Here is a 26,984-nt window from a genome sequence, read left to right on the forward strand (position 1 = left end):
TTCGGGATGTGGCGCAGTCTGGTAGCGTACACGCATGGGGTGCGTGTGGTCGCTGGTTCGAATCCAGTCATCCCGACGAACCATAATTCACATGGTATCAAGCACTGTCAACTGACTGATTGACAGTGCTTTTTGTTTTTATTGCATTCATTTGATATCATCTAAATCCAAATTTTCGGTGTGAAATAAGGTGAGCACACTTATACACAGATTATTGTAGTTTTAGGTATGGACAATTGAGGTTTAAGGGCAGTCCGACCACTAACATTTGTTCAACTTAAACTATTACAACATGCGGACAGACAGCACTTTAGGAATAAATTTCTTCGTAAGAAAAAAACGCAACGACCCGAACATGTACGACATCTACCTGTGCGTAACTGTAAAAAAAGCGCGTGCAGAGGTCAGTTTAAAAAGGTGCATAAAGGTGTGCAATTGGGACAAAAAACGCGGAAAAGCCTTTCCAAGGAACAAAACCTTGGAAGATTTGAACGCTTACCTTGACACTGTTTATAGTGAAATCCTCAATGTTCATAGGGAGTTGTGAAGTACCTTGACAATAAATCGGGTCTCGGTGATTTTTGCGTTTGCTTGGACATGTTGAATACAGATTAGCTAAACTTGCTAAAACGTTCTATCCAACTATCACTTCCATGAAGTTCAGATTTTAACATTTCACTAATTTCAACCAAATTGAGTTGTTTATCATTTTCTTGATAAATTAATTTATAGTCTTCCCGCTCTTCAAAAATACCTAAGAAAGCAAATAATGAGACCCTTAGAAGTGTCCGGGCATAATTTTCCATTAATTGTTTGTCCGAATCCGAAAGGGTCATAAAAAAGTCTACTAAGTCTTGGTTTCTGCCCCATGCAGTAGTGCCTGTAATAATTTGATTTAAACTGGACAGTCCATCATCATAGATGTTTTCAATGATTAACTTTCCAAAGTTATCTAATACTTCTTTGTTTGATCTCATTTTTTAACTTTAATCTTTCTAAAGATATGTATTGGATGTTGAAAATCAATCTTTTTGAGCCCTTGGAGATGATCTTGCTCATAAACTCTGGGGAATACTAAATAGCTTACAGGGAATTTGAAAACGAAATGTATAACCACAAATCAGAGGCGGGACTCTTAACTGATTGTCCACTTTTTTGTTATAAGTCTAAATTAATGTATCTCACTTTTATCTAACACAGATAGGATACGACTACCTTAAATACTATTGTGGAAAACTATAAGGTATCCTTGACCAAAAAATACGATAACCCTATCGCCACTCTTCAAGTTGATTGCTTAAATCAATAAACGGATGAATTTTTCATTGGAATTGAAACAATATGTAAGAAATCATGATATATTGTACGAAAAGGTTGTAGTTAAATATTACCAATAAAACAGTAAAAGTGAAAAATACTTATCATATTGCTATTTATAAAATAAAATAATTAGTTTTATATGAATATCAGCCAAAACCAATGCCAGAAAAAGACCAAGAGTTGCTCTTTCGTCTTAGAAAAGATGATGTGATTGCTTATGAGGAGATTTACTCTAAATATGCAGAAAGACTTTTTGTCTATGCAATGAACATCTTTAAACAACAAGAACTTTGCGAAGATATTCTTCAAAATGTATTTATTCAGCTATGGGTGAAACGAAAGGAACATAAGGTTACTCATTTAAAAGCTTATTTGTACCAAGCGGTAAAGTTCCAAATTTTCAAGAAGTTGCGTAACCAACGTTTTACCGAGACAGATTTGACCAGGTTAAACCTAATTGATGCATCATTGAATGCTTCCAGAAGAATGGAATATGATGAATTGGAGTCATGGATAGAGAAACTGGTGGATAATCTAAGTCCAAGATGTAGGGAGATTTTTATCATGAGTCGATTTCAAGAAAAGTCGAACAAAGAAATCGCCGAAGAATTGGGTTTGTCCATACAATCCGTAAAAAACCAAATAAGCAAGGCCCTCAAGATTTTAAGGCAACAAATTTCACCTGAACAAATAGTCTTTAGCCAATCCCTGTTCTTCGTCTTCTTTATATAAGAACAAGTTTCTGATATATTTAGCATTGTCCTTTTAAACTTATTATAATGTCAATTTTACGCATAAATAAAATGTGTAATGATAAAAAATATACCTTAAAATTAAAAATAATGTAATCTCAACAGGTACCTTTTGATACGATTTGGTACTTAGTATACAGAAGGACAATATGTCCAACTAAAAGAGCTACATGAGACACCTAAGTAAAAAAGAGGCCAAAAGCTTATTTGAAAAGTACCTTAACGGTAAATGTACTGTTGCGGAAGAAGAGCTATTGGAAAGTTTTTTGGAATCATATCAAGATGACAGACATGATTGGTCTGACTTGGATTTTAATGAGACCATAAAGCAGGAGGTTTGGGAAAGGTTGAAATCAAAGGTCAGTACTAATGACCAAGGTAGCCTGAGAAAAATATATAGTGCTTCTTGGCTCAAATATGCAGCTGTTTTTATCGGATTGACCCTCGCCTTCATGTCGTATTACTTATTCAGCATCCCAAAGGAGGAGCTTAATAAAATGGAAGGTGAAATGATAGTTCTTCAAACAGGAAAGGGAAAAAATAACCTCAATGAAAATAGGGCAGGGGAAATTACCAATGAATCTGGAAAAGTCATAGCATACCAACATAAAGGAGTTCTTACTTATAAGAAAGATAGTACTATCAAGGACATTGTTTATAACGAGATCAGTGTCCCAAAGGGAAAGACCTTTAAACTGGTCCTTTCAGACGGTACGAACGTCCACCTAAATGCTGGCACAAGATTAAAGTTTCCGGTCAATTTTTTACCCGATGGAAATAGAAAAGTATTCTTGGCAGGCGAGGCATTCTTTAAAGTTGAGCGAAATGAGCAGCTTCCTTTTATTGTTATGGCCAATGAACTGGAGGTTGAAGTGTTGGGCACACAATTCAATGTGAGTTCTTATGAAGGATCTACATATCATACCGTATTGGTTGAAGGTAGTGTAAAGGTCAGTAACAATGGTGCTAAAGCCGTCAATTTTGCTCCCATGGTGATAAAACCAGGTCAGAAGGCCTCGTTGGTTCATGAAGGACTGAACATAAATGAGGTAGATGTAGAGGATTATATTGGTTGGACCAAAGATATACTCATTTTCAATGACGATTCATTCGCGGAAATCATTCGAAAAATAGAACGTCGATATAATGTAGAAGTCCAAAATAACTATTCTGAATTGGAAGGGACCCGTTTTCATGGCAAGTTTAGTGAAGAATCGATCATAGACCTAATGGACACGTTCAAAGAAAGTGCAGGCTTTGATTATAAAATCGGTGACGGAAAAATAATAATAAACAAAAAACTAGATGCCTATGATGAAGATGTGAACAGATAAAAAAAATCGGGAAGTGGTGCAACACCTCCCGATGATAATTGATTTTAATTGAAATGTTAGTAACTAATCAAAACCATTCAAAATTATGCAAAAAATAGATTGGTTTCCAGACTTTCTGGAAAATATTCTTAACAAGAACCGAACTATGAAGCTCTCATTTTTTCTTTTGGTGTGTGCCTTGCTCAATGTGCAAGCGAATACATTTTCCCAAAAAACGAAAATAAATCTGAACGTGGAAAATGGGACCATCCAAAGTGTACTTGAAGAAATAGAGGCAAAAAGTGAATTCACTTTTTTTTACAAGATAGGTGAGATCAATGAGGATAGAATTGTTTCCCTTGAAGTAAGGAAGAAAAGTATACCAGAGATATTGGATATGATTTTTGCGGGACAATACGTCAGTTATTCCATAGTGAAAAATCAAATTGTCCTTAAAAAAACCATCCATCCTATCATCACAAAGAGTGTGGAGGATCAAATTAAAAATATTCCACCGCCCAAACCGAAAATTGTTCAACAGACGGTTAGTGGAACCATTGTGGATAACCAAGGGATTCCTATTCCGGGGGCCAGTGTAGTGGAAAAGAACACTACAAATGGTGTAGCTGCAGATTTCGATGGTAATTATTCCCTTGAGGTTTCTGGTCCGGAATCGGTATTGGTGTTCTCTTCCATTGGTTTTGCCAGACAAGAAATTACCGTTGGACTGTCAACCACTATTGATGTTGTCATGGTCGAGGATTCGCAATCGCTGGATGAGGTTGTGGTCGTAGGGTATGGAACTCAAAAGCGAAGAGATGTTACCGGTTCGGTTGCTTCTGTAGGTACAGAAGATATAGCAGATATACCGATGACCTCTATTGAAGGAGGAATGGTAGGTAGGATTCCGGGTTTAGATGTGGTTTCTTCCGGAACAGGACCTGGGTCTTCAACCCAATTGCAGCTGAGGGGGCAACGGTCTTTTACGGCTACAAACGACCCTTTGATTATTTTGGATGGATCCCCATACTATGGTACGTTAAATGACATAAACCCTTATGATATTGAGAGCGTTGATGTGTTGAAAGACGCTTCTTCAACAGCTATTTATGGGGCTAGAGGGGCCAATGGTGTAATCATTATAACCACCAAAAGAGGAGTTACTGGAGCTCCCAGATTTGTTTTCGAAAGTTATGGAGGCCCTATAATGGCTTATGGTACCATACCTTATGCCAATGGGCCCCAATATGCTGAGATTGCTAGGGAAGCCTATCGGGCCATTGGCGACTATCCAGAAGGAGGTACCAGTGATGAATATGATGAAATAATATTCGACGAAATAGAAATAGAGAGTCTAAGGCGAGGTGACAATGGTTTAAATTATCAAGACCTGCTCTATGAGCATGGATTTCAACAGAAGCACCAATTGACGGTCAGTGGCGGATCGGAAAAAGTAAAGTATAATTTTTCTGGAAACTATTTTCAGCAAGATGGAATAATACCCGGAGAAAACTTTGACCGTTACAGTATGAGGACCAATTTGGACTTTACATTTTCACCAATTTTTACCGGAGGGGCTTCTATTCTATTGAATCATTCATACAACAGGAGAAAGTCAAGTGCGGCGCTGTTTCAAGCATTTCAGTCCAGTCCTCTGGGTAAACTATATGAGGATGATGGTACACCGAGGTTTACAGCAACAGCAGATGGCCTTTTGTTGAATCCATTGGCAGATTATATTTATGATTCCTATCGATGGGATAATAAAAGTTGGGGAGCTGTTTTAAATGTCTTTGGAGAAGCAAAGATAACGCCGGATTTGACCTATAGATTAAACCTTGGAACCAATTTCAAGTTAAGAACGATTAAAGAGTCAGCTGGCTATTACTCACTTGCAAGGAACCTTGGAACGGCCACTGCACAGGTGGACAACTCAGTGGATAATCTATTGTTGTATGAAAGTATCCTCACCTATAATAAACTGTTCAATGAGAAACATCAGTTGACCGTAACAGCCATTCAGGGAATTCAAACAACCAGGTTGGAGACAAGTGGAGCAGGGGTTAGTGACCTTCCCTATGAAGATTCCAGGTACCATAACCTTGGTAGTGCAACCTTGGTGAATTCGGTAAGTTCAAATTTGATCGAGACTAAACTTCTGTCCTATGCAGGTAGGATATTTTATGGATATGACAGCAAGTATCTTCTAACATTGTCCATCCGTGCTGATGGAGCATCACAATTTTCACCGGATCACAAGTGGGGGTATTTTCCTTCTGCAGCATTTGCTTACCGCATATCGGATGAGAATTTTATGAAAAGTACCGATAACTGGCTGGACGACCTAAAGCTAAGATTGAGCTACGGTGTTACAGGTAACCAGGGAATCAGTCCATATCAAACCCAAGGTGGCGCTGACAGAAGTGCCTATTCATGGAACGAAGTACCCGGATTCGGGTATTATCCTACCGAATTGGAAAACAGGAACCTTAAATGGGAGACCACGGCAGTTTATAATTTAGGAGTGGATTTTAGGCTGTTCGGAGGAAGGCTTTCAGGTAGTGTGGATGTATACAATACCAATACCTATGATCTTTTGATGTTCCGTAAACTACCAATTACGGCAGGGTATGACCAAGTACTCCAAAATGTTGGAAAAACAAAGAACAAAGGTTTTGAACTATCCTTGAATTCGGTGAACATAGCTGCAGAAGATTTTAACTGGCGCACGGATTTAACGTTCTTTCGCAACAATACTGAAATTGACGAACTCTACAATGGAAAGGTTGATGATGTTGGAAATAGATGGTTTATTGGTGAACCAATCGAGGTTTTCTATGACTTCAAAAAGATAGGTATATGGCAAGAGAATGAAAGTGCTGAAGCTGCAAGTTATGGGGAGGAGCCTGGCCAAATAAAAGTTTTGGATGTGGACAATGATGGAGCTATTACCGATGCGGACAGGATGGTATTGGGAAGTCCTCAACCCGATTTTGTGAGCAACATCACCAATACCTTTAAATACAAAAACTTTGACCTTTCTTTTCAGACCTATATTCGTTGGGGCGGAATGGCTTCAATAGGGCCTTTTGCCCCATTCTCCAAGAAGCGATACAATAAGTTGGTCTTTGATTATTGGACACCTACGAATCCAACCAATAATTATCCAAGACCAAATCAGCTGTATGAGGGTAGCGGGTTGTATGGAAGTACATTGACATACAGGGATGCAAGTTTAATCAGCCTTCGACAGGTTTCTTTGGGATACCGGTTCCCGGACTCATTGATCGATAAAACGCCACTTTCAGGCATAAGACTTTATTTGTCAGGCGAAAACTTGGCCTACTGGACAAAATCCGAAATGCGGGATTTCAATATGAAAGCCGATTTGGCTGGAACTGTTGTTGATGGAACAAGAACTATTTCATCTTACCCGGCTACCAGAACAGTTATTCTTGGTCTTAATATTCAATTCTAAAAATAATAGTTATGAAAAGACTTATCAATATAGTAATACTAAACATTATTGTCGCTACTTTTTTGAGCGGTTGTTCCAGTGATTTTCTGGATGAGGAAAAGATAGTATCCCCACCGATCAATACTTATTTTACCACGGAAAAGGGGTTCAATGACCTTGTAAATTCCAACTATACGTTTACAAGGACGCTGTTTGCTGGGGGAAACAATTTTGCCCCACTGGTTTTCTTTGGAACTGACCTTTGGACCAATGGATCTGATGGAACATTTATTGAGTTCAACGCATACAATTCCGGTATCCAACCCGCTAATCCTGTTCTTTGGAATTTGTGGTCGCCTTTTTACCAAGGTATAGCGGCTTGTAATACCGCTATATCAAGGGCAGGTGAAGTAGAGGAAATGTCCGAAAGTGAAGTCAATCAAAAGGTTGCGGAATCATACTTTTTGCGAGCTTGGTACTACCATATTTTGGTAATGCATTTTGGCGGGGTGCCCCTGGTCACAGAGGAGGTGACCGATGTGGTCACAACGGCTACAAGGGCGTCCGAATCTGAGGTGTATACACAAATTGTACAGGATCTGCTGTTTGCAGAACAGCACCTTCCCGAGACCCAAGATGAATTTGGACGGGTCACCAAGGCTGCCGCGCAAGCTTTATTGGCAAGAGTATATTTGACCCTTGAGCAAAACGACAATGCGGCAACGTATGCAGAAAAGGTGATCAATGATTATGGTTATTCACTTTTGGATGATTATTCACGCCTTTGGGATGTGGATAACAGAGTGAATTCAGAAGTGATTTGGTCTATACAATTCTCTCAGGATGAAAGGCTCAATGGGAGCGGAAATGCGTATTTCCTTTACTTTACACCAAGGTATGACCTCCAACCTGGAATGACAAGGGCTTTGGAAAATGATCGCCCATGGCCGCGATTTGTGGCGACCCGTTACTACTTTGATTTATTGGCTTCTAACCGCGAAAATGATTCAAGGTTTGCCAAATCTTGGAAAACGGCCTGGATAGCAAATAATGAATCCACCTTAGTGGGTAATATGCAAATTGGTGATACCGCCTTTATTTATGTTCCATGGGACATACCGGATAGTGAAGAAGCAATTTTGGAGCAAAAATACGGTGTTTTCGACATCAATGATTTGTATAATGGAGAAAACCCAACCGGTTCAAGGGAACTTTTTCCACATATGAGAAAATACAAGGATCCATTAAGACCATCTATAAATAGCGGGGTAGGGACCAAGAATGTAATCGAAATTCGATTGGCCGAAATGTATTTGATCGCTGCCGAAGCCCATATGAAAGAGGGCAACCTCGCCGAAGCGGTCGATCATATCAATACGATAAGACATCGCGCTGCATGGCCTGGAAAAGAGTTGGAAATGGAAGTCACCGAAGACCAGCTCGATATAGATTTTATCTTGGATGAAAGAGCATTGGAGTTGGGTGCAGAACGGCTTAGGTGGGCCGATTTAAAAAGAACAGGCAAACTTATTGAAAGAGTGCAAATGTATAATGTACTTGGAAGGGACAATATTGAAGAAAAGCATTTACTACGTCCTATTCCTAGCAATATGATAGATCGACTTACCAACCGTGAGGAGTTTGAACAAAATCCAGGGTATTAATCTGTTGTTAAAAAACTGATAATCATGGTTATAGTAAGATTGAAAGAACCCTTTGGAAAAAGGGTTCTTATACTACTTGTATTCATATTTTGTTGTTCGGCAGCATATTCTCAACGTTTGGATTCGCCATGTGATAAAGAGAATGTTTCCAAATGGTATAAGAGCAAGGCTTGGATGAATGGCTTACAGTTGAAGCCGCATAGATCAATCGATAAAGAGGAACTGGCACGTCAATATTGTGCCAATCCCAATTGGTGGGACCAAGCATTTGAATTTCTTGCCTCCCACAATCTAGAAACCCTTGAACCCGGTCGATATATTATTGATGAGGGAAATGTTACTGCCTTTGTTTCTGAAGGGCCCACAAAGGATATATCGGAAATTAATTGGGAAACCCATCAAAATTTCAATGATCTACAATACGTGGCGATTGGTAGAGCCGGTATGGGCGTTACGTCATTAAAAACTGCTAGGTATAGTTCCAGTGCTGCCTATGACCCCAAAAGAGATGTAGAGAACTATAATGTGGAAAACGGAAAATTCTATGTGGCCAGGCCGGGTACGTTCTTCATTTTTTCACCAAAAGACATTCATCGTCCTGCTTATAGGAAAAAGGGCCATGATACGATTAAGAAAATCTTGATCAAGGTCAGGGTTCCATAAAGTAAAAACTAAACTATTAAAAATGAACTAATTGAGGTGTTAGTTGTAAAATAAAACATTATGAAAAAAGTATTTTTAACAAGTATTGCCATAGTATGTACCGTTGTTGGTCTGCATTCACAGAATGTGGTGTGGCAACCGGAAACTATCAAATCGTTGACTTCTGAATGGACCGGGGAAAGAACTCCGGACGGTAGGCCTAAAGTCTCAGATCAACTCCTCGAAAGGCTAAAGGCACTTTCCATGGAAGAGGTATGGGGCTCCTTGAGAAACTTTGGATATCATAACCAATTCGAAAATTTTGCCAGCCCATATGAGAATGGTTGGGAAATATTACATCCGGACCAGGTCATGACGGGCCGGGTCGTGACTGCCCAATTTATGCCTTTGCGTGAAGACTTCAATAAGTACATACAGAAACAGGCCGAAAAAGAAGGAACTAAAACACCGGTCACCAACTATGCGCCCATAAACAAATTGATGAATGGAGATGTCTATGTGGCGGATAGCTATGGAAAAATGGTAGATGGAACATTGATAGGTGACAATCTCGGAAACGCAATTTATAAAGCAGGTAAAAGGGGGGTGATATTCAATGGCTCATTACGCGATGTTGAGGGGCTTTCGGAAATAGAAGGATTTAATTTTTGGATTCGCGGATCGGACCCATCGGCGATCAAACAAATGCTGACAGCCAGTGTAAATGCTCCGATCCGTATTGGACGGGTGACAGTACTTCCAGGCGATGTAGTTCTTGCCAAATCTACCGGAGTAGCCTTTATCCCTCCACATTTGGTGCAAAAAGTGGTGATTGCGGGCGAATTTACGGCACTTTATGACGAGTATATCAAGTTTGCCATGAATACTAATAAATATGAATACGTAAATGAGCGATTTGTAGTAGATGATGATGTATTGGAGAAGGATTTCAAGGCATGGTTGAACAAACATCCAAATTTACCAATGCCAAAGAAGGAATTGGATAATTATTTAAAGGAGAGAGAACAAAAGAGGAGAGATAGCTGAAATCAAAAATGTCTAAACAAATAAGAAAATGAAAAAAGCAATAATTATATTCTCAATCATGACTGTTTTAGGAAACTTACAGGTATTTGCACAAAACATTGGTGCATCTCCGGAGTATGTTAAAACATTGACATCCCAGTGGAAGGGTGAAAGATATAAAGATGGGAGGCCTAAAGTTTCGGATTTGGTATTGGAGCGACTTGAGCATGCTACTTTGGAGCAGGTGTGGGGTTACATGATGCGCAAAGGTTATCGAAACCAGGTGGAACTGGATTGGGTAGTGCTAAAACCTGGTGAGGTTATGACCGGGCGCGTGGTTACAGCCCAATTTATGCCTACTAGACCGGATTTGGATAGTATTATTAGGGTACAAGGTAAACTTGAGGGGCGGCCACAAAGAGGAGGTATAAACACATGGCCCATTGATGTGTTGGACAAAAATGATATTTATGTGGCCGATGGCTATGGCAAAATCAAAGATGGTACCCTTATCGGTTCCAGTTTAGGTAATTCCATTTATGGTAAAACCGGAAAGGGTATCATATTCTACGGTTCTATAAGGGATATGCAAGAACTTAAGGAAACCAAAGGCTTCAATGCATGGGTAAAGGGGCACCACCCTTCTTTTATCAAGGACATGACACCAACATCGATCAATGCACCCATACGGATTGGTGAAGTAACAGTATTTCCGGGAGACATTGTTTTCGCCAATGAGTACGGAGTGGCATTTATTCCCGCCCATATGGTGAATGATTTGGTCTCCTCCGCAGAAATGACCTCTCTTAACGATGAGTTTGAAAGGTACTTGTTACAGCAGAACAAATATCCTACTGGAGAGATACATGGCGAATGGTCTGATAAAATTGCCAATGAATTTAGGGCATGGGTCGAAAAATATCCGAAGCCACTTACAGTCACCAAGGAAGATGTCGAAAATTATTTGGCCAAAAGAAAACATTGATGAGCTTCGGACTTAACCCGTTTTGTCAATTTATCCTAAAATTATGATTTATAGAAAGCTTCACATACTGTTATCAGTTATTTTTTTTATCACAACAGGATTATCCCTAATTGGCCAGACCATGTCCAAAGAAGAACTAATTTTTCTCACATCGGAATGGAAGGGGGAGAGGTTCGCGGACGGTCGTCCTAAAATCCCAAATGAAGTATTGAAAAGAGCAGCAAAAATTGGAATAGACGATGCGTGGACCGTTTTGGAAAACAAAGGCTATACCAATCAGTTTGAAGGCAATTGGAAAATGGTGCACGATGATGTGCCGGTCGTAGGAAGAGCATTGACAGCAGTTTTTATGCCCAGTCGTCCAGATGTTGAGAAAAATATAAAGGAAAGGGGCATTAATTCCCATGGAAGAAAAGGAAATACCAATTCTTGGCCTATAGAAGTCCTTTCTGATGGAGATGTTTATGTGGCCGATAGTTTTGGGAAAATCGATGCTGGGACCCTTATGGGGGCCACACTGGCCACTTCAATTTTTAGTAAATCCGGTAATGGGGTAGTGTTCAATGGAAGTGCTAGGGATTTAGAGGCCATAAGTGAAATTGAAGGGTTCAATGCATTTGTCCGTGATTTTCACCCTTCATTTTTGGAAGAAGAAGTATTAATGGGGCTCAATACCCCGATAAGAATAGGAAACGTAATGGTTCTTCCAGGAGATTTGGTATTGGCTAAAAGGGAAGGTGTCTTGTTCATACCGGCCCACCTAGCAGAACTAGCGGTATCAACGGCTGAGTTTGTAGGGTTAAAGGATATGTTTGGATTTGAAATGGTAAGGTCAAAAAAATACACCACAGGAGAAATCGACAATAAATGGACCGACACTATCAAAGATGATTTTTTAGAATGGCTGGGCAACCATCCAGAATACGGTAGCATGTCCAAGGAACAGTTGGAAAACGTTCTAAGTGAAAGAACTTGGTAAAGAATTAAGCATTAATTAAAAATAAATCGAAATGTCAAAGTTTGGTAAGTATATCATGATCATCACCATTTTTTGTGTATCCTGTATCGGGGAAAGTCAAAAGGAAACTGATGTTTCAGTTGTACAGATTGAAGAACTGGATGAAAACCACCGGAAGGGAATACAAAAAGTTATTACCGATTTCAACAATGCGATGGTAAATGCAGACAGTGTTCAACTTAAAAAGTTGACCTCAGATGCATTGACCTATGGTCATTCCAGTGGACTTATTCAGAACAAAAATGAATTTATAAACGATGTTGTCAATGGGCCCTTTGACTTTTCCATGATCGATAATCCTGAACAGAATATATACCTGTTCGATGATACGGCTATCGTAAGGCATGTGTTTCAAGCCAAGGCTACTAATAATGGAGAACAAGTGGATATTAGAATAGGAAATATCCAAGTTTATCAAAAGAACAAAACTGGAATTTGGAAGTTATTGGCTCGCCAAGCATACAAATTAAGATAAAAAGTTGTACAACTTAACTAATATATATTTTGAAAAAATCAAAAATTCATTCGTACGTATTGATCATCGCTGGACTTTTACTATTGACATATTCGATTATGGTCGCAACAGGGAGTATTGAGTCGAGCGGAATCCTGCTTGTAGGCTTTTTTATTTTACTGGCGATTGGATTTTCAGGATATGAAAACCTTAAAGGTTATGTGTTTGCCGCATTAATTTTCGCGGGAGTTGTTCTCTCTTTATATTGGCCAAATTATTTTGTTCAAATTGGGGATTTCAAACTCACAAATTTGATTATACCGTTAATCCAAATTATCATGTTTGGAATGGGTACTTCAATGAGTATCAAGGATTTTGCTGAAATCATTAAATCCCCGAAGGGTGTTTTTGTTGGGGTTTCGGCACAATTGGCCATAATGCCACTTGTGGGTTTTCTTCTTGCAAAAATTAGTGGTTTTCCTCCTGAAATTGCAGCAGGCATTGTTCTGATTGGGTGTTCGCCCAGTGGGGTTGCTTCAAACGTAATGGCCTATCTGGCCAAGGCCAATCTGGCCCTTTCCATAACTATTACCTCGATTGCAACACTTTTGGCACCTTTTGTTACACCTTTGTTAATGAAAATTCTTGCAGGTCAGTTTGTGGAGATCGATGTGCTTACGATGATGTGGAGCATTACCAAGATGATTATATTGCCAATAGGAGCAGGATTGTTGTTCAACCACTTATTACTTGGTAGAACGAAATGGCTGGATAAGGCTATGCCACTCATATCCATGTTGGCAATCGGATTAATTATTATAGTTATCACTGCAGCTGGACGTGATAGTTTGTTGGATATAGGAGGCTTACTTTTATTACTTGTATTGGTGCACAACCTATTTGGTTACCTTTTAGGGTATTTGTATGCACGTTTGGTAGGAATGAATGAACGAGACGCTCGTACCATATCCATTGAGGTTGGGATGCAAAATGGCGGTTTGGCTTCTGGAATAGCCAATACACTTGGTAAGATAGCTACAATGGGTCTTGCACCTGCAGTATTCGGGCCGTTAATGAATATTACTGGTTCCATTTTAGCTTCATATTGGCATAAAAAAACACCAAATCAAGTTATCAATTCATGAACAAATATAAATTTAAGTTGTTTGAGTTTGTTTAGTTGATTGGGAAGAGAATAGCATGCCCATCATGTCCTCTTCCCTTTTTAATTCTCACAAAAAATATACAAAAATGAAAAAAGTAGTAACGTTCGGGGAGATCATGCTTCGTTTGGCCCCTCCGGGATTTTTAAGGTTTTCACAAGCAAACTCCTTTGATGTGGTCTATGGCGGCGGGGAGTCTAACGTAGCGGTTTCCCTGGCCAATTATGGAGTTCCGGTCGATTTTGTGACACGTTTGCCCAAGAACGACATAGGGGATTGCGCCCTTATGGAGATGCGCAAGCGCGGTGTTGGTACGGACAAGGTCATATTTGGAGGCGATCGTCTGGGTATCTATTTTTTGGAGACCGGTGCCGTTACCCGTGGCAGTAAGGTGGTCTACGACCGAGCACATTCGGCCATGGCCGAGATCGAGCAGGGCATGGTAGATTGGAAAGCTGTCTTTGAGGGTGTGGAATGGTTCCATTGGACAGGGATCACCCCTGCGATCTCCCAAGGCGCGGCCGATGCCTGTCTGGAGGCTGTAAAGGTGGCCAGCGATATGGGAGTTACCATATCCACGGACCTTAACTACCGCGCCAAGCTGTGGAACTATTGCGATGATGCCAAACGAGAGGAGATCATGTCGGAGCTCACCTCGTACTGCGACATAGTACTGGGCAACGAGGAAGATGCGGAGAAGCACTTCGGGATCAAGCCAGAAGGTCTGGACATTACCACCCAGGGAGAGCACGTAAAGGCCGAGGCCTTCCTATCGGTCTGTGAGCAGATGATGAAACGTTTCCCACGGGCCAAGAAGGTGATCACCACACTAAGGGGCTCCCTATCGGCATCGCACAACACATGGGCGGGGGTGCTTTATGACGGGAAGACCATGTACAAGTCCCCCGAATACCAGATTACCCACATAGTGGACCGTGTCGGAGGAGGGGACTCCTTTATGGGCGGATTGATCTACGGACTGCTCAAGTACCCTGAGGACGACCAGAACGCACTGGATTTTGCCGTAGCGGCATCCTGCCTAAAGCATACCATAAAGGGAGATGCCAACTTGGCAACAGTGGCCGAAGTAGAAAAATTGATGAGTGGCGATGCCTCCGGAAGGGTGGCCAGATAAAAAATCACAAAGCACATAAAAATGGCACAATTTTCAAGAATTGATGTAGTGAACGCAATGAGGGATACAGGAATGGTCCCTCTTTTTTACCACCCCGATATAGCGTTGGGCAAAAAGGTGCTCAAGGCCTGTTACGATGGCGGGGCAAGATTGATGGAGTTCACTGCCCGGGGCGATTTTGCCTATGAGGTGTTCTCCGAGCTGAACAAGTATGCGATCAAAGAACTGCCCGGAATGATCATGGGGGTCGGCTCCATAACGGATGCTGCAGCAGCATCGCTGTACATGCAGATGGGGGCCAATTTTATAGTGACCCCTTCCCTAAGGGAAGACATAGCCCTGGCCTGCAACCGCAGAAAAGTACTTTGGTCCCCTGGCTGCGGATCTTTGACGGAGATCAACCGTGCGGAAGAGCTGGGCTGCGAGGTGATCAAGCTTTTTCCTGGTTCTACCTATGGCCCCGGGTTCGTGAAGGCGATCAAGGGCCCCCAGCCCTGGACGAGCATCATGCCCACCGGTGGCGTGAGCACCGAGGAGTCCAATTTAAAAGGATGGTTCGATGCGGGTGTTACCTGCGTGGGCATGGGATCCAAACTGATCAGCAAGGATATTTTGGCCAATAAAGATTTTGAAGGTCTCGAACATTTGGTCAGGGAAACTTTGGCTACCATTATCAAAATAAGAAACTGATAGCCCTTATTTAATTACTCGCTTATTGTTGTAAGTCCAGGATGAGACTGAGCACTAGTTAAAACCATAGTTACGATGAATACTGATGTATTTATTTCAACTACAAATATTGAAAATTCAATATTTTGATTTACCAAAAATCTAAAGCTTAAAATAGATTTAGTATTTAATTTGGGAGGATTATCCAGAATTTACATAATGTGGATTTAGTTATAAAATATTTGGTACTTTTTGTACGGTTTTGACTATTTTTATTCTCTGGTTTTATTCTCTGGAGGACATGTACTTATACTCAATCTATACAAAAATGTGCAATAAGGTGTACAGGATTTAAAATATTAGTGTTAGTTTTTGATTTACATTAACTTATAAAAATATGGATGGTCCAGTTATGATCTTACCTTGCACGCCGATTTCGCTGCCTTTGGTGGAGTACTTTTCTAGGATTTCGGCGGTCTTGCCCCAGGCCACGACCTGGTGCCAGTCGGTGTTCTGGATCTTTTCCCCTTGGTTGTTGGTGTAGTACTCATTGGTGGCCATGGGAAAACGGGCCACTTTACGTCCTCCATCGAGGAGGGTGATCTTGGGGTCTTCCCCCACATTTCCGATTAACTGAACATGATTTCTGAAATTACTCATGATTGAAAGGATTTATGCCCAAATAGGGCTGTTAAAAAATAATTGAACTCTTGATTTAAAAGCTGAGCCACATTCCCAGCAGCATAAATAGAAGAGCCACAGGAAACTGATTTACTTATGGTATCTGGAGCGTCTTCCTTTTTTAGAAGGTTTTGTGCTGCTTCCGATACATGGGATGTGTACGATTTCATGGTTTGTGGTATTTGATTTACTTCCAGTAGCGCCATCGCTGTCACCTTTTTTTTTGATGCTAAATGGGGTACAGCATCCCTTTCTGTGGGAGCCGTATAAAAAAGAAACCCCTCCGAAGGGGAGGGGTCTGGCTTTATGCCGGCTACAGGAAGGGATGCTGTTGTTTTGCCACCCAAAAAAGGAGGGCGGCTGACTTAGTTAGGAACATCAATGACGAAACAGGAGAAGTTTATATGTCATGGAAGCGGCCCAAATGAAGATTAGGGAGGGTTGAAACTATACAATCTGCTTAAAACTTGAAAGTAATGATTTGTTAGAGTCGATAGGAGACTTGGGCAATTCAAAGAATTGGAAAGGAAGGGAATAGAGGAGAGGCTGTAGTTTATGTCAGTATTAAAAGAACAAGAATACTCAAACAAAAACACTATGAATTCAGTTTTAAATCTAAAGATATAGTTATATAACTAATAGAATCCTAAGATCTTAATTTGGATATACTTTTCAAATGATTAGATAGGGGTGCCGTTCTCATTTGTACAGTTTATTGCTTGAAGACTTTTAATAGATATGGTAGTAAAGTACATTAAGCAAACAGTATTGTCATCAAAATCAAATATTAGAAACATTAATAAATTGATGAATAAGTAGGTAAAATTTATTTAGTTGATTTCCCCTGTATACATTTTTTAATGTCGCTAGATGGTATATATAGCTCATATAGAGTATTATTTAAAGCTTATAGGTCAATAAAGTACTAGCTTAGGGTAATATGTTATTAAATATTCTTGTGAAAAATTATAAATTTACAAGTGCAAAAAAAACACTTATAAAATTTAACATTTATAATAGGAATGTTGGAAGTATATGTTTTTACATGCAATTAACTCAAAAAACTAAAGATGTATTATGAAATTGGTAAGCTCATTATTCAATAGATTATTGAAAGAAAAACAGCTCTTGTATTCCGTGTTTTGCCTTCTGGTCGGACAAGTTGCATTCTCCCAACAAACCATTACTGGCAAGGTAACGGATGATCAGGGAATTCCTATTGCCGGTGTAGCTGTAGTAGAAAAGAGTACTACTAACGGTACTACAACCGACTTTGATGGTAATTACGAAATAAGTGCCTCGCAATCAGGAGTAATACTGGTATTTTCATATTTGGGATTTTTGAACCAAGAAGTATCGGTACTGGGTAATACAGTGGTTGATGTTGTATTAAAAGAAGATTTGCAGCAGTTGTCCGAAGTTGTGGTTATAGGTTATGGTACTCAAAAAAGGGCAGACGTAACAAGCTCTGTGGCGACTGTAAAATCTGAAGATTTTGTTCAAGGAAACGTTAAGGATGCGGCACAACTTATTCAAGGTAAGGTTGCCGGTCTATCTGTTTCTGCGCCTTCGGGAGACCCTACAGAGGGAACTCAGATTAATTTAAGGGGGTCCTCTTCCATCTTGGGTGGTACCAACCCCTTGGTATTGGTTGATGGTGTCCCTGGAAGTTTAAATACTGTAGCACCAGAAGATATTGAATCCATTGATGTTCTTAAGGATGGATCGGCAACCGCTATTTATGGTACTCGAGGTACAAATGGTGTGATCATTATAACTACAAAAAAAGGTACCAACGATATGAAATCAACCATCGAGTATAATGGATATGCATCGATGTCGACCATTGCAAATAGAATGAATTTCTTAAATGGCAATGAACTAAGACAAAAGCTTGATGAAGGATATACTTATAATGGGGCCAATGTTCAGGATTTTGGTGCAAATACGGATTGGGTGGATGCCATTACCCGAGATGCCTTCAGCCAGGTACATAACCTTATTTTCAGGGGAGGAAATTCAACTTCCAATATGACAGCCTCTTTAAATTACCGCGATATCGAGGGGATATTTCTTAAATCGGATAATAAAAAGCACACGGCTAGAGTTAATGTGAATCATGCTATGTTCGATAACCGTTTAAAGGCCAATATCGGCGTAATCTTGAGTGAACAGACCTTTAATGCCCTAGGTGATGGTACTAGTTTTAATCCTTATATATATAGGCAGGCAATAATTAGGAATCCTACTGAGCCCATTTATAATGATGATGGAAGCTGGTATGAAAGAGATGTTTATTTCTATGACAATCCATTGGCCTATATACAGGAAACCATAGGTCAGAATAGGTATAGAAATACGCGTTTTGATTTTTCTTTGAGCTATGATTTTGGGGACCATGTTACGGTAAAAGGTCTATTTACCCGTAAGGGAAATTCAAATATCAGAGGTTTTTATCAAACAAAGAATCACGTTTCCACCACTAAAAATGGTCAGGATGGCTTCGCTTCAAGGGGAACGGATGATTATGTTGGGAACTATGGTCAGTTTACGGTAGACTATGACAATAGCTTTGGTAAGCACAAGGTCACGGGATTGGTCGGCTATAATTATGAAGATAACACAAATGAAGGATTTTGGGCTACCAACCGTCGTTTTCCAACGGATGGTTTTACCTATAATAATTTAGGTAGTGGTCAAGGTCTTCAATTGGGAGAAGCTGGAATGGGTAGTTATAAGGACTCTGATAAGTTAATTGCATTTTTCTCCAGGGTTACTTATAACTATGATGACCGGTATTTGCTTATGGCCAGTTTGCGTCGAGAAGGTTCATCACGTTTCGGCGAGGACTACAAATGGGGTAATTTCCCTGGAATTTCTTTAGGTTGGAGAGTAAATCAAGAATCTTTTGCTGAAAACTGGGAATGGCTGTCAAACTTAAAACTAAGGACTGGTTTCGGGGTAACAGGGATCAATGCTGGTTCTAACTATCAATCTTTGAGTGGGCTTACTTATGGGGATTACTTTTTAAACAATGGTCAATGGGTAAGACAGTTAATACCTTCACGAAATGCCAATCCGAACTTACGTTGGGAGAAAAAAGAAGAGTTCAATTTAGGATTGGATTTTGGTGTCTTCGATGGACGTATCAATGGTTCTGTTGATTACTATAATAGGACTACCAAAGATGCATTATTCAACTATAGTGTACCAACACCTCCATACTTTTTTGGAACTATAGCGGCCAACGTAGCAGAAATCAAAAATACAGGAGTAGAGTTTTTGTTGAACGTTACTCCGGTCCAAACAAATGATTTTGATTGGACGGCGAATTTAACTTATTCGACCAATACCAACGAAATTGTGTCACTTTCCAACGATGAGTTCCAATTGACCAATGATTTTTTTGACCAGGGATATACCGGTGAACCAATTCAAATCAGTACCCACCGGGTACAGGAAGGTCAACCCATTGGTAACTTTTATGGCTTAAAGAGTGTGGATATTACAGATGATGGGATTTGGATTATTGAAAGACCAGATGGTTCCCTTGTTCCAGCAACTGAAGCTACTAATGATGATAGACAAATCTTAGGTAATGGACTTCCAAAAGCTTACTATAGCTGGAACAACACGGTTAAGTATAAGAATTGGGACCTTATGGTAAATTTGAGAGGAGCTTTGGATTATCAGATATTGAACTTTTCGCGAATGTTCTATGAAAACCCAACAATAAGTTACAATACTTTGGACTCTGCCTACGATTTGGTATATGGTAAAGCCGTACTACAAGATGTTCAGCGATTTGTAAGTTACTATGTGGAAGATGGAGACTTCTTAAAATTAGATAACGTGACTTTGGGGTATACCTTGCCAAAGGATGCCATTAAATTTGCGCAGACATTCCGAATTTATGCATCAGGCCTCAATTTAGCTACTATAACCGGTTACAAAGGGATTGACCCTGAAGTGAATAGAAACGGGCTGTCTCCTGGTAATGACGAGAGGGACAAATACCCATCAATTCGAACATTCACCTTAGGCATCAATTTCACATTCTAAAAAAATAAGATTATGAAAAATTTAACGGATAAAGTGATTTCACTTAAAATAAAACTTTTGACCCTTTTTACAGGTTTACTATTCTTACCTGTGGCGTGCACTGATTTGGAAGAAGAGGTGTACTCTGAAGTGACCGAGTCGTCGTTTACACCATCTGAGTCCGATATTATTTCGGTAATGGCTTCTGCCTATACACCAATGCGATATGTTATGGGATGGCAAGGATATTTTGATTTACAAGAAGAACCAGGTGATATGTTTGTTACCCCGACCAGACCCAATGGGTGGGACGATGGCGGAACGTACAAAAGAATGCACTTTCATGAATGGACGGAGACTCAATGGCAGCCACGAAACACATGGATTAACTGTTTTAATGGGATAAATAGTGCCAACAGGGTAATTTTGCAGATAGAATCGGAAGAACTTCCTGTAAGTGAAGAGCAAGCGGCTTCCATTGTTGCAGAAATGAGAGCACTAAGAGCCCTATATTATTCAATGCTAGTGGATACTCATGGAAATGTTCCGATAATAGCCAGTTACAGCGATGAATTACCTGTGCAGAGTCAACGTACTGAGGTATATGATTTTATAGTAACCGAGTTGTTGGAGGTAATCCCAAATCTAACCGAAACGGTGGATCAATCTACTTACGGACGTATGACCAAATGGGCTGCATATCATGTGTTGGCCAAGGTTTATCTCAATGCAGAGGTTTATACGGGGACTGCCCAGTGGGACAAGGTGGTAGAAGCATGTAATACGATTATTGACAGTGGAGCATTTGAATTGTCATCAAACTATTCAGATATTTTCAGTACAGAGAATCAAGGAAACCCTGAAATGGTCTTTGCCATACCTTATGATCAAATCTTTGCGGGCCAATGGAATGCCCACATGAAAATGTTATTACCAGATCATAGATTGGTTTTTGATATGCAGGCGCAACCATGGGGAGGATCAAGTTGTAACCCTCAGTTTATTGATAGTTATAACCCTAATGATAAACGCTTAGAAGATACGTGGTTGATGGGAGATCAATTGAATGCCTCCGATGGCAGTGTTGTAATGACTTTGAGAAAAGAAATGCCAAGTATATATGATTGTGATTTTACTGATGGTTTCCGTTGTGGTAAATATGAGATAGAATCAGGTGCAACGGGAGGCCTTAGCGTGGATTTTCCATTTTTGAGGTATACTGATGTGCTAATGATGAAAGCAGAAGCATTGCTAAGAACCAATAATAGTGATGAAGCAGCTGCAATTGTGACCCAGGTCCGTATGCGTTCCTTTGAAAGCCCTGCAGAAGCTACTGTTACGGGTGCCGAGCTTGAAGGAGATACCACGGTGCAATACGGTACCTTGGCTGAAGATGGAACGATTGATGAACTAGGTGATCAATCTGCTGTGCCTTATGGGCGTTTTTTAGACGAACTAGGATGGGAGTTTGCGGCAGAAGCCAGAAGAAGGAGCGATATGATTCGATTCGGAGTGTATCAGACCAAAAACTGGTATAATCATATTCCCAAAGGAGAATATACAACACTATTTCCGATTGGATTGGAAGAGCTCAATACCAATACCAATCTTAAACAGAATCCTGGTTATTGATTTAATAGATTAAAATATTTTAGTATCATTGTTTGAGTTTGTGGCTAGTGTATAAGCGGATGGGGGTTCTTCCTATCCGCTTTTTTATATGATTTAGAACTGTAATTTGAACTGGGTTGGGGAGCACCCCTTTAAAGCCTTGAATTTCCTATTGAAGTTGGCAATATTGTTAAAGCCACACTGATTAGATATCATAGAAATGGACAATTCTGGATTGTTCAAAATAAGCTTGCACGCTTTCTCAATCCGTATTTCAATTAGAAACTGGAAAAATGTTTTATTTGTACGCTTTTTAAAATAACGGCAAAAAGCATTTTTACTCATATTGGCAACATTGGCTATCTCTTCCAACCTTATGGAGTCATGGTATCGATCCATGGCATATTTAAAAACATCGTTCATTCTTTTGCCTTCGTTGTCGGATAATGACCTACGGTAAACAAATGAAGATAGAGGTACGGTTTTAGATTCTGTAATGTGACTCATAATGAGTAAAAGGGTAGCAATTTGTTCAATATTGTTCTGATTCTTTAATTTATTGAACTCGCGTATAATGGATGTGGAATTGGAAATGACCCGCATACCAAGTTCAGATTTTTTAAAGAATTCTTTTGTTTTGGACAAATCGGAAATACTGAAGAATTCCTTGCCGAAGGAGTTGATGTCAAAAAAAAGGGTATGCATCAAGGATTTAGACTCATTAGATAAATCACTCTTAAAAGCATGAGGAACATATCCTCCAATAACCAAAATATCTCCCTCTTTGAAATCACTAATAGAGTCACCAACGACTAGAGAGCCAGTGCCCTTTGCAATGTAGCTGATTTGGATTTCAGCATGCTGATGCAGCTGATCATAAAAAACAGGCTCATGATCCACTTGATAAACCAAGGCCTCATCTTTAGGTTTTGGTATTTTAAATGGAAGTACTTTCATTATTCATCTAATTTCACCGTGATAAGTGTTTTAATTAAAATTTAGGATAATATAGTATAATATTAGTTAAAATTAAGTTGTATTCATAAAATTTTAGAAGAAGTTCTTGAATTCTAAACACGGTTTGTTTTGGTGGGTTGTCAATGTACTCGCTCCTTGAGTCTCAAAATTCACTATCGAGAGGTGATTTCCTATGTAAGTTGAAGAATAAGGTGGGATAACACCATAACTCCGTTTAACATTCCTTACTGGGAAGTAGCTTTCGTAAAGTAATATAAAGGTATGAATGCCCTAGATGTTTCGTAAGCCTCTTGAGACCCTATTGGATAGAGTTCGTTAGAAGTTTTACACTGTTGTTTGTTATTATATTTTTATGATAAATTCAATATAATAGGTGGTTTGGGTAATATAGTATCAATTTTTGATAATTTGGATATGTACTCATCCAGGCATTATCTATAGTTTTATACGTAATTATACTATGGGAACTATTGTCAAAAAAATAAGTGTATTTTTTATACTTGTAAAATTTGGTTCATCCTTTATTAAGGGAATTTATCGGAGTATCAAAAGGAATTTCTCTGGGGTTATTGTTTCTGGGTGAGGTCATGATTTCATATAGAATTAATCTTGGGTAAAACATTTCAGTTTTCTATAGTATATCAATTTAATTGTTGAAGGTAAAAAATGTATAGGAGAGAATCACGCGGATAGAAAACATATGAACTGATTCGGCATAACGGAGTGGCCAAATGGTTATTTGAATAGGAAAAAAAATTGAATTTAGATTGTTGGACATGAGTGACTTTAAATATAATGTTGATTTTGGAAAAACCCTTCATAGCCTAGGTCATATTGATGCCATTTGTTTTTCTGATGCACCGATGAGGCCTGTAAGGATACTGGGCTAGTCATTTACCTCAATGGGGTCAATTCTGGAAGGTTTCTTTGATGAAAGGAAAAGTAAGAACAATTTGTCGAACCTTTGAGGGATATGGATTTGCCTTCATAGGAAGTTAAATTATAGGAGAAAAAGAAGTTATTATGAAATTAAAAAAGTTTTATGTCGGAGCAGTATTGTTTCTGTTGACCATGCAAATGTGTTTGGTTCATGCTCAGGAAGGTAACCAAATTTTGGATGGAATTGGCGAAACCGGAATGATTGCAAGATATATTTTTGATGGTGATGCCAAAGATTGGTCTAGAAATAATTTACATGCAAGGGTTTACGGAGGGATAGAATTCAAGGATGATAAACAATTTAAAAAAGTGCTTTCAATTCCAGGTGATGGGAAATCCTATGTCTCCATACCAGGTGAATCTGTGCAAAATGAAGAATCCTTAAGTATTGTAACTTGGGTCAATTTTCATTCCATGGAGCCCGGTCAATTACTCTTTGATTTTGGAAAGGATGATAGGACTCATTTTTTTGTTGCCCCGTTTGGCACCAAAGAACAAGCTGGATTCCAAACGCAAGTTATTTTGGATGACGAACCTGAATATGAGGTGTTATCCCCGAATCTGAAAATTGAAACGGACCAATGGATTCATCTTGCCTTGGTCTTTGATGTTTCATCAAAAACCATACGTCTTCTGGTAAATGGAAAAGAGACTGGCAAGGTTGAAAATGTGGGTATAGAATTGGAGAATATATTTACTCATGAGAATTTACTCTACATAGGAAAATCTATTGTATCCGGAAATCCATATCTCAATGCAAAGATTCACGATTTTAGGCTGTATAGGATTCCACTGAGTGAAAAGCAGGTGTCGAGAATTCAACATACGGCTCTCAAAGGTGGGGATACAGCGGTTGGCAGGGAAAAGCCTGAGGACGACCTACCAAAATTTTCGTCTGATGATTCTCAATTGTACAATGAATATTTGACAGGAGTGTCCGATGTTGATGAGGAAACGGAACTGGGCTTCTTGCCACGGTTACCACGTTATGTAAAAGGAACATATCGCGATGGAATCAAAGGTCCGATGGTTAGGGTCCTATGGCCATCTCCAACTGATAATGCCCAGGTGACCAAAACGGGAAGCTATGTGGTTACCGGTAGGGTTTCCGGAACGGATTTTCAACCCAAGGCCCGGATTACGGTAAAAGCAAGCAAGGAATCGGGTACACCAAGGCTCAAATTGGATGTTTTTGGGTTGGACCAAGTCACACTCAACACTGATGCCCACGGTCAACAAACAAAATTTATTGAAAATCGTGACAAGTTTATCAACACATTGGCACAGACCAATCCGGATTCCTTCCTCTATATGTTCCGAAATGCCTTTGGACAACAACAGCCCGAAGGAGCAAAACCATTGGGTGTCTGGGACAGTCAGGAAACCAAATTACGGGGCCATGCTACGGGACACTACCTTACTGCCATTGCGCAGGCTTATGCCAGTACAGGTTATGACAAGGAATTGCAGGCCAACTTTGCGAACAAGATGGACTACATGGTGAAAGTGCTGTATGAGCTTTCGCAGTTGTCAGGTAGGCCCCAAAAATCCGAAGGAGAATATGTGTCCGACCCAACGGCGGTCCCTCCAGGTCCGGGTAAATCGACCTATGATTCCGATTTGAGCGAAAATGGTATCCGTACCGATTACTGGAACTGGGGTGAAGGTTTTATAAGTGCCTATCCACCTGATCAGTTCATCATGCTGGAAAAAGGGGCAACTTATGGTACGCAATCAACCCAAGTTTGGGCCCCATATTACACTTTACATAAAATATTGGCAGGTTTAATGGATGTCTATGAGGTCAGTGGAAATAAGAAAGCTTTGCAAGTCGCCAAGGGAATGGGCGATTGGGTGTATGCCCGATTGAACCAGTTGCCCACAGAAACCTTGATCAGTATGTGGAACAGGTACATTGCAGGGGAGTTTGGAGGGATGAACGAAGCCATGGCCCGTTTGGACAGGATCACCGATGAACCCCGCTACCTCAAAGTGGCCCAATTGTTTGACAATATCAAAATGTTTTTTGGTGATGCGGAACATTCACACGGATTGGCCAAAAACGTGGACTCTTTCCGTGGATTGCACGCCAATCAGCACATTCCCCAAATTGTGGGAGCGTTGGAAATCTACCGCGATTCGGAATCCCCTGAATATTATCATGTGGCCGACAATTTTTGGTTCAAGGCCAAGAACGATTATATGTACAGCATAGGCGGGGTGGCCGGAGCAAGGAATCCTACGAATGCAGAATGCTTTATCGCCCAACCGGCCTCATTGTACGAAAACGGGTTTTCATCCGGAGGACAAAATGAGACCTGCGCAACATACAATATGCTGAAATTGACTAAAAACCTGTTTCTTTTTGACCAGCGTACCGAATTGATGGACTATTACGAACGCGGGCTTTATAATCATATCCTTGCCTCTGTGGCCGAGGACAGTCCGGCCAATACCTATCACGTGCCATTGAGGCCTGGATCCGTGAAAAGATTTGGGAACCCTGAAATGACCGGGTTTACCTGCTGCAATGGCACCGCTTTGGAGAGCAGCACCAAGCTCCAGAATTCCATTTATTTCAAAAGCAGGGACAACAGTGCACTTTTTGTCAATCTCTTCGTTCCTTCCACTTTGGAATGGGGCGAAAAGGACATCACTATTGAACAAAAAACCGCTTTCCCAAAAGAAGACAATACCCAATTGACCATAAAGGGGAAAGGAAAATTTGATCTCAATATCCGAGTGCCACAGTGGGCGACCAAAGGTTTTTATGTGAAAGTGAACGGTAAGGAAGAAAAAGTCGAGGCGAAGCCAGGAACCTACCTTACCCTGAGCCGCAAGTGGAAGGATGGTGATACGATCGATATAAAAATGCCGTTCCAATTCCATTTGGATCCAGTAATGGATCAACAAAACATCGCAAGCCTTTTTTATGGTCCCATTTTGTTGGTGGCCCAAGAAACTGAACCACGAAATGAATGGCGCAAGGTGACCCTGGATGCCAAGGATTTAGGAAGAACTATCAAAGGTGACCCAAAGGCTCTGGAGTTTATCATTGACGGAGTGGTCTATAAACCGTTTTATGAGACCTACGGGCGTCATTCGGTCTATTTGGATGTGACGCTGAAATAGGTCC

Annotated in this window: 19 protein-coding genes, 1 tRNA gene and 1 pseudogene; 17 read left to right on the top strand and 4 right to left on the bottom strand. The window is 40.1% G+C overall.

The window, feature by feature from the left end; translation table 11 throughout:
• The first annotated feature begins 2 nt into the window (after positions 1 to 2).
• A tRNA-Pro gene (locus tag ACXAFK_RS06760) sits at positions 3 to 76 on the top strand.
• 216 nt (positions 77 to 292) lie between these two features.
• A complete protein-coding gene (locus tag ACXAFK_RS06765) occupies positions 293 to 547 on the top strand; it encodes an Arm DNA-binding domain-containing protein (protein ID WP_474957212.1) in 255 nt (84 codons plus the stop codon).
• Between the two features lie 64 nt (positions 548 to 611).
• On the opposite strand, the gene ACXAFK_RS06770 is transcribed toward ACXAFK_RS06765, so the two are convergent.
• Positions 612 to 977, bottom strand: a complete 366-nt coding sequence (locus tag ACXAFK_RS06770; protein WP_474957213.1) for a hypothetical protein — start codon at positions 975 to 977, stop codon at positions 612 to 614.
• A 502-nt stretch (positions 978 to 1,479) separates the two neighbouring features.
• Here ACXAFK_RS06770 and ACXAFK_RS06775 point away from each other — a divergent pair.
• The 12 genes from ACXAFK_RS06775 (at position 1,480) to ACXAFK_RS06830 (ending at position 15,619) form a co-directional block, all read left to right on the top strand.
• Positions 1,480 to 2,052 carry an RNA polymerase sigma factor gene (locus ACXAFK_RS06775; RefSeq protein ID WP_474957214.1) on the top strand — a complete coding sequence of 191 codons (573 nt, stop codon included), beginning with the start codon at positions 1,480 to 1,482 and terminating at the stop codon, positions 2,050 to 2,052.
• Positions 2,053 to 2,242: 190 nt separating this feature from the next.
• A complete protein-coding gene (locus ACXAFK_RS06780; protein WP_474957215.1) occupies positions 2,243 to 3,406 on the top strand; it encodes a FecR family protein in 1,164 nt (387 codons plus the stop codon).
• Positions 3,407 to 3,491: 85 nt separating this feature from the next.
• Positions 3,492 to 6,863, top strand: coding sequence for a TonB-dependent receptor (locus ACXAFK_RS06785; RefSeq protein WP_474957216.1), 3,372 nt, complete (start codon positions 3,492 to 3,494; stop codon positions 6,861 to 6,863).
• Positions 6,864 to 6,874: 11 nt separating this feature from the next.
• Positions 6,875 to 8,506, top strand: a complete 1,632-nt coding sequence (locus tag ACXAFK_RS06790; RefSeq protein WP_474957217.1) for a RagB/SusD family nutrient uptake outer membrane protein — start codon at positions 6,875 to 6,877, stop codon at positions 8,504 to 8,506.
• Between the two features lie 24 nt (positions 8,507 to 8,530).
• Entirely contained in the window at positions 8,531 to 9,169 is a 639-nt protein-coding gene (locus ACXAFK_RS06795) for a NanQ anomerase/TabA/YiaL family protein (RefSeq protein WP_474957218.1), read from the top strand.
• A gap of 60 nt (positions 9,170 to 9,229) precedes the next feature.
• Positions 9,230 to 10,195 carry an RraA family protein gene (locus tag ACXAFK_RS06800; protein WP_474957219.1) on the top strand — a complete coding sequence of 322 codons (966 nt, stop codon included), beginning with the start codon at positions 9,230 to 9,232 and terminating at the stop codon, positions 10,193 to 10,195.
• 28 nt (positions 10,196 to 10,223) lie between these two features.
• Positions 10,224 to 11,159 carry an RraA family protein gene (locus tag ACXAFK_RS06805; RefSeq protein ID WP_474957220.1) on the top strand — a complete coding sequence of 312 codons (936 nt, stop codon included), beginning with the start codon at positions 10,224 to 10,226 and terminating at the stop codon, positions 11,157 to 11,159.
• Positions 11,160 to 11,280: 121 nt separating this feature from the next.
• On the top strand, positions 11,281 to 12,138 hold the full coding sequence (locus ACXAFK_RS06810) for an RraA family protein (RefSeq protein ID WP_474957221.1): 858 nt from the start codon (positions 11,281 to 11,283) through the stop codon (positions 12,136 to 12,138).
• A gap of 31 nt (positions 12,139 to 12,169) precedes the next feature.
• Complete coding sequence (locus ACXAFK_RS06815) at positions 12,170 to 12,652, top strand: nuclear transport factor 2 family protein (protein WP_474957222.1); 483 nt, start codon at positions 12,170 to 12,172, stop codon at positions 12,650 to 12,652.
• 29 nt (positions 12,653 to 12,681) lie between these two features.
• Complete coding sequence (locus tag ACXAFK_RS06820; protein WP_474957223.1) at positions 12,682 to 13,776, top strand: bile acid:sodium symporter family protein; 1,095 nt, start codon at positions 12,682 to 12,684, stop codon at positions 13,774 to 13,776.
• 106 nt (positions 13,777 to 13,882) lie between these two features.
• Positions 13,883 to 14,929: a PfkB family carbohydrate kinase gene (locus tag ACXAFK_RS06825; RefSeq protein WP_369884911.1), complete on the top strand. Its 1,047-nt coding sequence runs from the start codon at positions 13,883 to 13,885 to the stop codon at positions 14,927 to 14,929.
• Positions 14,930 to 14,950: 21 nt separating this feature from the next.
• Positions 14,951 to 15,619, top strand: a complete 669-nt coding sequence (locus tag ACXAFK_RS06830; protein ID WP_369884912.1) for a bifunctional 4-hydroxy-2-oxoglutarate aldolase/2-dehydro-3-deoxy-phosphogluconate aldolase — start codon at positions 14,951 to 14,953, stop codon at positions 15,617 to 15,619.
• A 390-nt stretch (positions 15,620 to 16,009) separates the two neighbouring features.
• On the opposite strand, the pseudogene ACXAFK_RS06835 reads toward ACXAFK_RS06830, so the two are convergent.
• Together ACXAFK_RS06835 and ACXAFK_RS06840 are read right to left on the bottom strand one after the other, a co-directional pair.
• Positions 16,010 to 16,258 (bottom strand): annotated as a pseudogene (locus tag ACXAFK_RS06835) (single-stranded DNA-binding protein); the annotation flags it as partial.
• A complete protein-coding gene (locus tag ACXAFK_RS06840) occupies positions 16,255 to 16,485 on the bottom strand; it encodes a hypothetical protein (RefSeq protein ID WP_474957224.1) in 231 nt (76 codons plus the stop codon). The pseudogene ACXAFK_RS06835 and the gene ACXAFK_RS06840, both read right to left, overlap by 4 nt.
• Positions 16,486 to 17,356: 871 nt before the next feature.
• On the opposite strand from ACXAFK_RS06840, the gene ACXAFK_RS06845 reads away from it, so the two are divergent.
• Positions 17,357 to 20,341, top strand: a complete 2,985-nt coding sequence (locus ACXAFK_RS06845; RefSeq protein WP_474957225.1) for a SusC/RagA family TonB-linked outer membrane protein — start codon at positions 17,357 to 17,359, stop codon at positions 20,339 to 20,341.
• 12 nt (positions 20,342 to 20,353) lie between these two features.
• Positions 20,354 to 21,952 (top strand): RagB/SusD family nutrient uptake outer membrane protein, encoded by a 1,599-nt coding sequence (locus ACXAFK_RS06850; RefSeq protein ID WP_474957226.1) that lies wholly within the window; start codon positions 20,354 to 20,356, stop codon positions 21,950 to 21,952.
• A gap of 93 nt (positions 21,953 to 22,045) precedes the next feature.
• Here the strand turns inward: ACXAFK_RS06850 and ACXAFK_RS06855 are convergent, their stop codons facing one another.
• Positions 22,046 to 22,888, bottom strand: a complete 843-nt coding sequence (locus ACXAFK_RS06855; RefSeq protein ID WP_474957227.1) for an AraC family transcriptional regulator — start codon at positions 22,886 to 22,888, stop codon at positions 22,046 to 22,048.
• Positions 22,889 to 23,932: 1,044 nt separating this feature from the next.
• On the opposite strand from ACXAFK_RS06855, the gene ACXAFK_RS06860 reads away from it, so the two are divergent.
• Positions 23,933 to 26,980 (top strand): beta-L-arabinofuranosidase domain-containing protein, encoded by a 3,048-nt coding sequence (locus ACXAFK_RS06860; RefSeq protein ID WP_474957228.1) that lies wholly within the window; start codon positions 23,933 to 23,935, stop codon positions 26,978 to 26,980.
• Positions 26,981 to 26,984: the final 4 nt, after the last annotated feature.

The organism is Flagellimonas sp. ABD4_174, assembly GCF_056160185.1.

Excerpts from the sequence above, each read along its gene's own strand:
- ACXAFK_RS06765 (WP_474957212.1), top strand. The coding sequence starts at position 293 with ATGCGGACAGACAGCACTTTAGGAATAAATTTCTTCGTAAGAAAAAAA.
- ACXAFK_RS06770 (WP_474957213.1), bottom strand. The coding sequence starts at position 977 with ATGAGATCAAACAAAGAAGTATTAGATAACTTTGGAAAGTTAATCATT.
- ACXAFK_RS06775 (WP_474957214.1), top strand. The coding sequence starts at position 1,480 with ATGCCAGAAAAAGACCAAGAGTTGCTCTTTCGTCTTAGAAAAGATGAT.
- ACXAFK_RS06780 (WP_474957215.1), top strand. The coding sequence starts at position 2,243 with ATGAGACACCTAAGTAAAAAAGAGGCCAAAAGCTTATTTGAAAAGTAC.
- ACXAFK_RS06785 (WP_474957216.1), top strand. The coding sequence starts at position 3,492 with ATGCAAAAAATAGATTGGTTTCCAGACTTTCTGGAAAATATTCTTAAC.
- ACXAFK_RS06790 (WP_474957217.1), top strand. The coding sequence starts at position 6,875 with ATGAAAAGACTTATCAATATAGTAATACTAAACATTATTGTCGCTACT.
- ACXAFK_RS06795 (WP_474957218.1), top strand. The coding sequence starts at position 8,531 with ATGGTTATAGTAAGATTGAAAGAACCCTTTGGAAAAAGGGTTCTTATA.
- ACXAFK_RS06800 (WP_474957219.1), top strand. The coding sequence starts at position 9,230 with ATGAAAAAAGTATTTTTAACAAGTATTGCCATAGTATGTACCGTTGTT.
- ACXAFK_RS06805 (WP_474957220.1), top strand. The coding sequence starts at position 10,224 with ATGAAAAAAGCAATAATTATATTCTCAATCATGACTGTTTTAGGAAAC.
- ACXAFK_RS06810 (WP_474957221.1), top strand. The coding sequence starts at position 11,281 with ATGTCCAAAGAAGAACTAATTTTTCTCACATCGGAATGGAAGGGGGAG.
- ACXAFK_RS06815 (WP_474957222.1), top strand. The coding sequence starts at position 12,170 with ATGTCAAAGTTTGGTAAGTATATCATGATCATCACCATTTTTTGTGTA.
- ACXAFK_RS06825 (WP_369884911.1), top strand. The coding sequence starts at position 13,883 with ATGAAAAAAGTAGTAACGTTCGGGGAGATCATGCTTCGTTTGGCCCCT.
- ACXAFK_RS06830 (WP_369884912.1), top strand. The coding sequence starts at position 14,951 with ATGGCACAATTTTCAAGAATTGATGTAGTGAACGCAATGAGGGATACA.
- ACXAFK_RS06840 (WP_474957224.1), bottom strand. The coding sequence starts at position 16,485 with ATGGCGCTACTGGAAGTAAATCAAATACCACAAACCATGAAATCGTAC.
- ACXAFK_RS06845 (WP_474957225.1), top strand. The coding sequence starts at position 17,357 with ATGAAATTGGTAAGCTCATTATTCAATAGATTATTGAAAGAAAAACAG.
- ACXAFK_RS06850 (WP_474957226.1), top strand. The coding sequence starts at position 20,354 with ATGAAAAATTTAACGGATAAAGTGATTTCACTTAAAATAAAACTTTTG.
- ACXAFK_RS06855 (WP_474957227.1), bottom strand. The coding sequence starts at position 22,888 with ATGAAAGTACTTCCATTTAAAATACCAAAACCTAAAGATGAGGCCTTG.
- ACXAFK_RS06860 (WP_474957228.1), top strand. The coding sequence starts at position 23,933 with ATGAAATTAAAAAAGTTTTATGTCGGAGCAGTATTGTTTCTGTTGACC.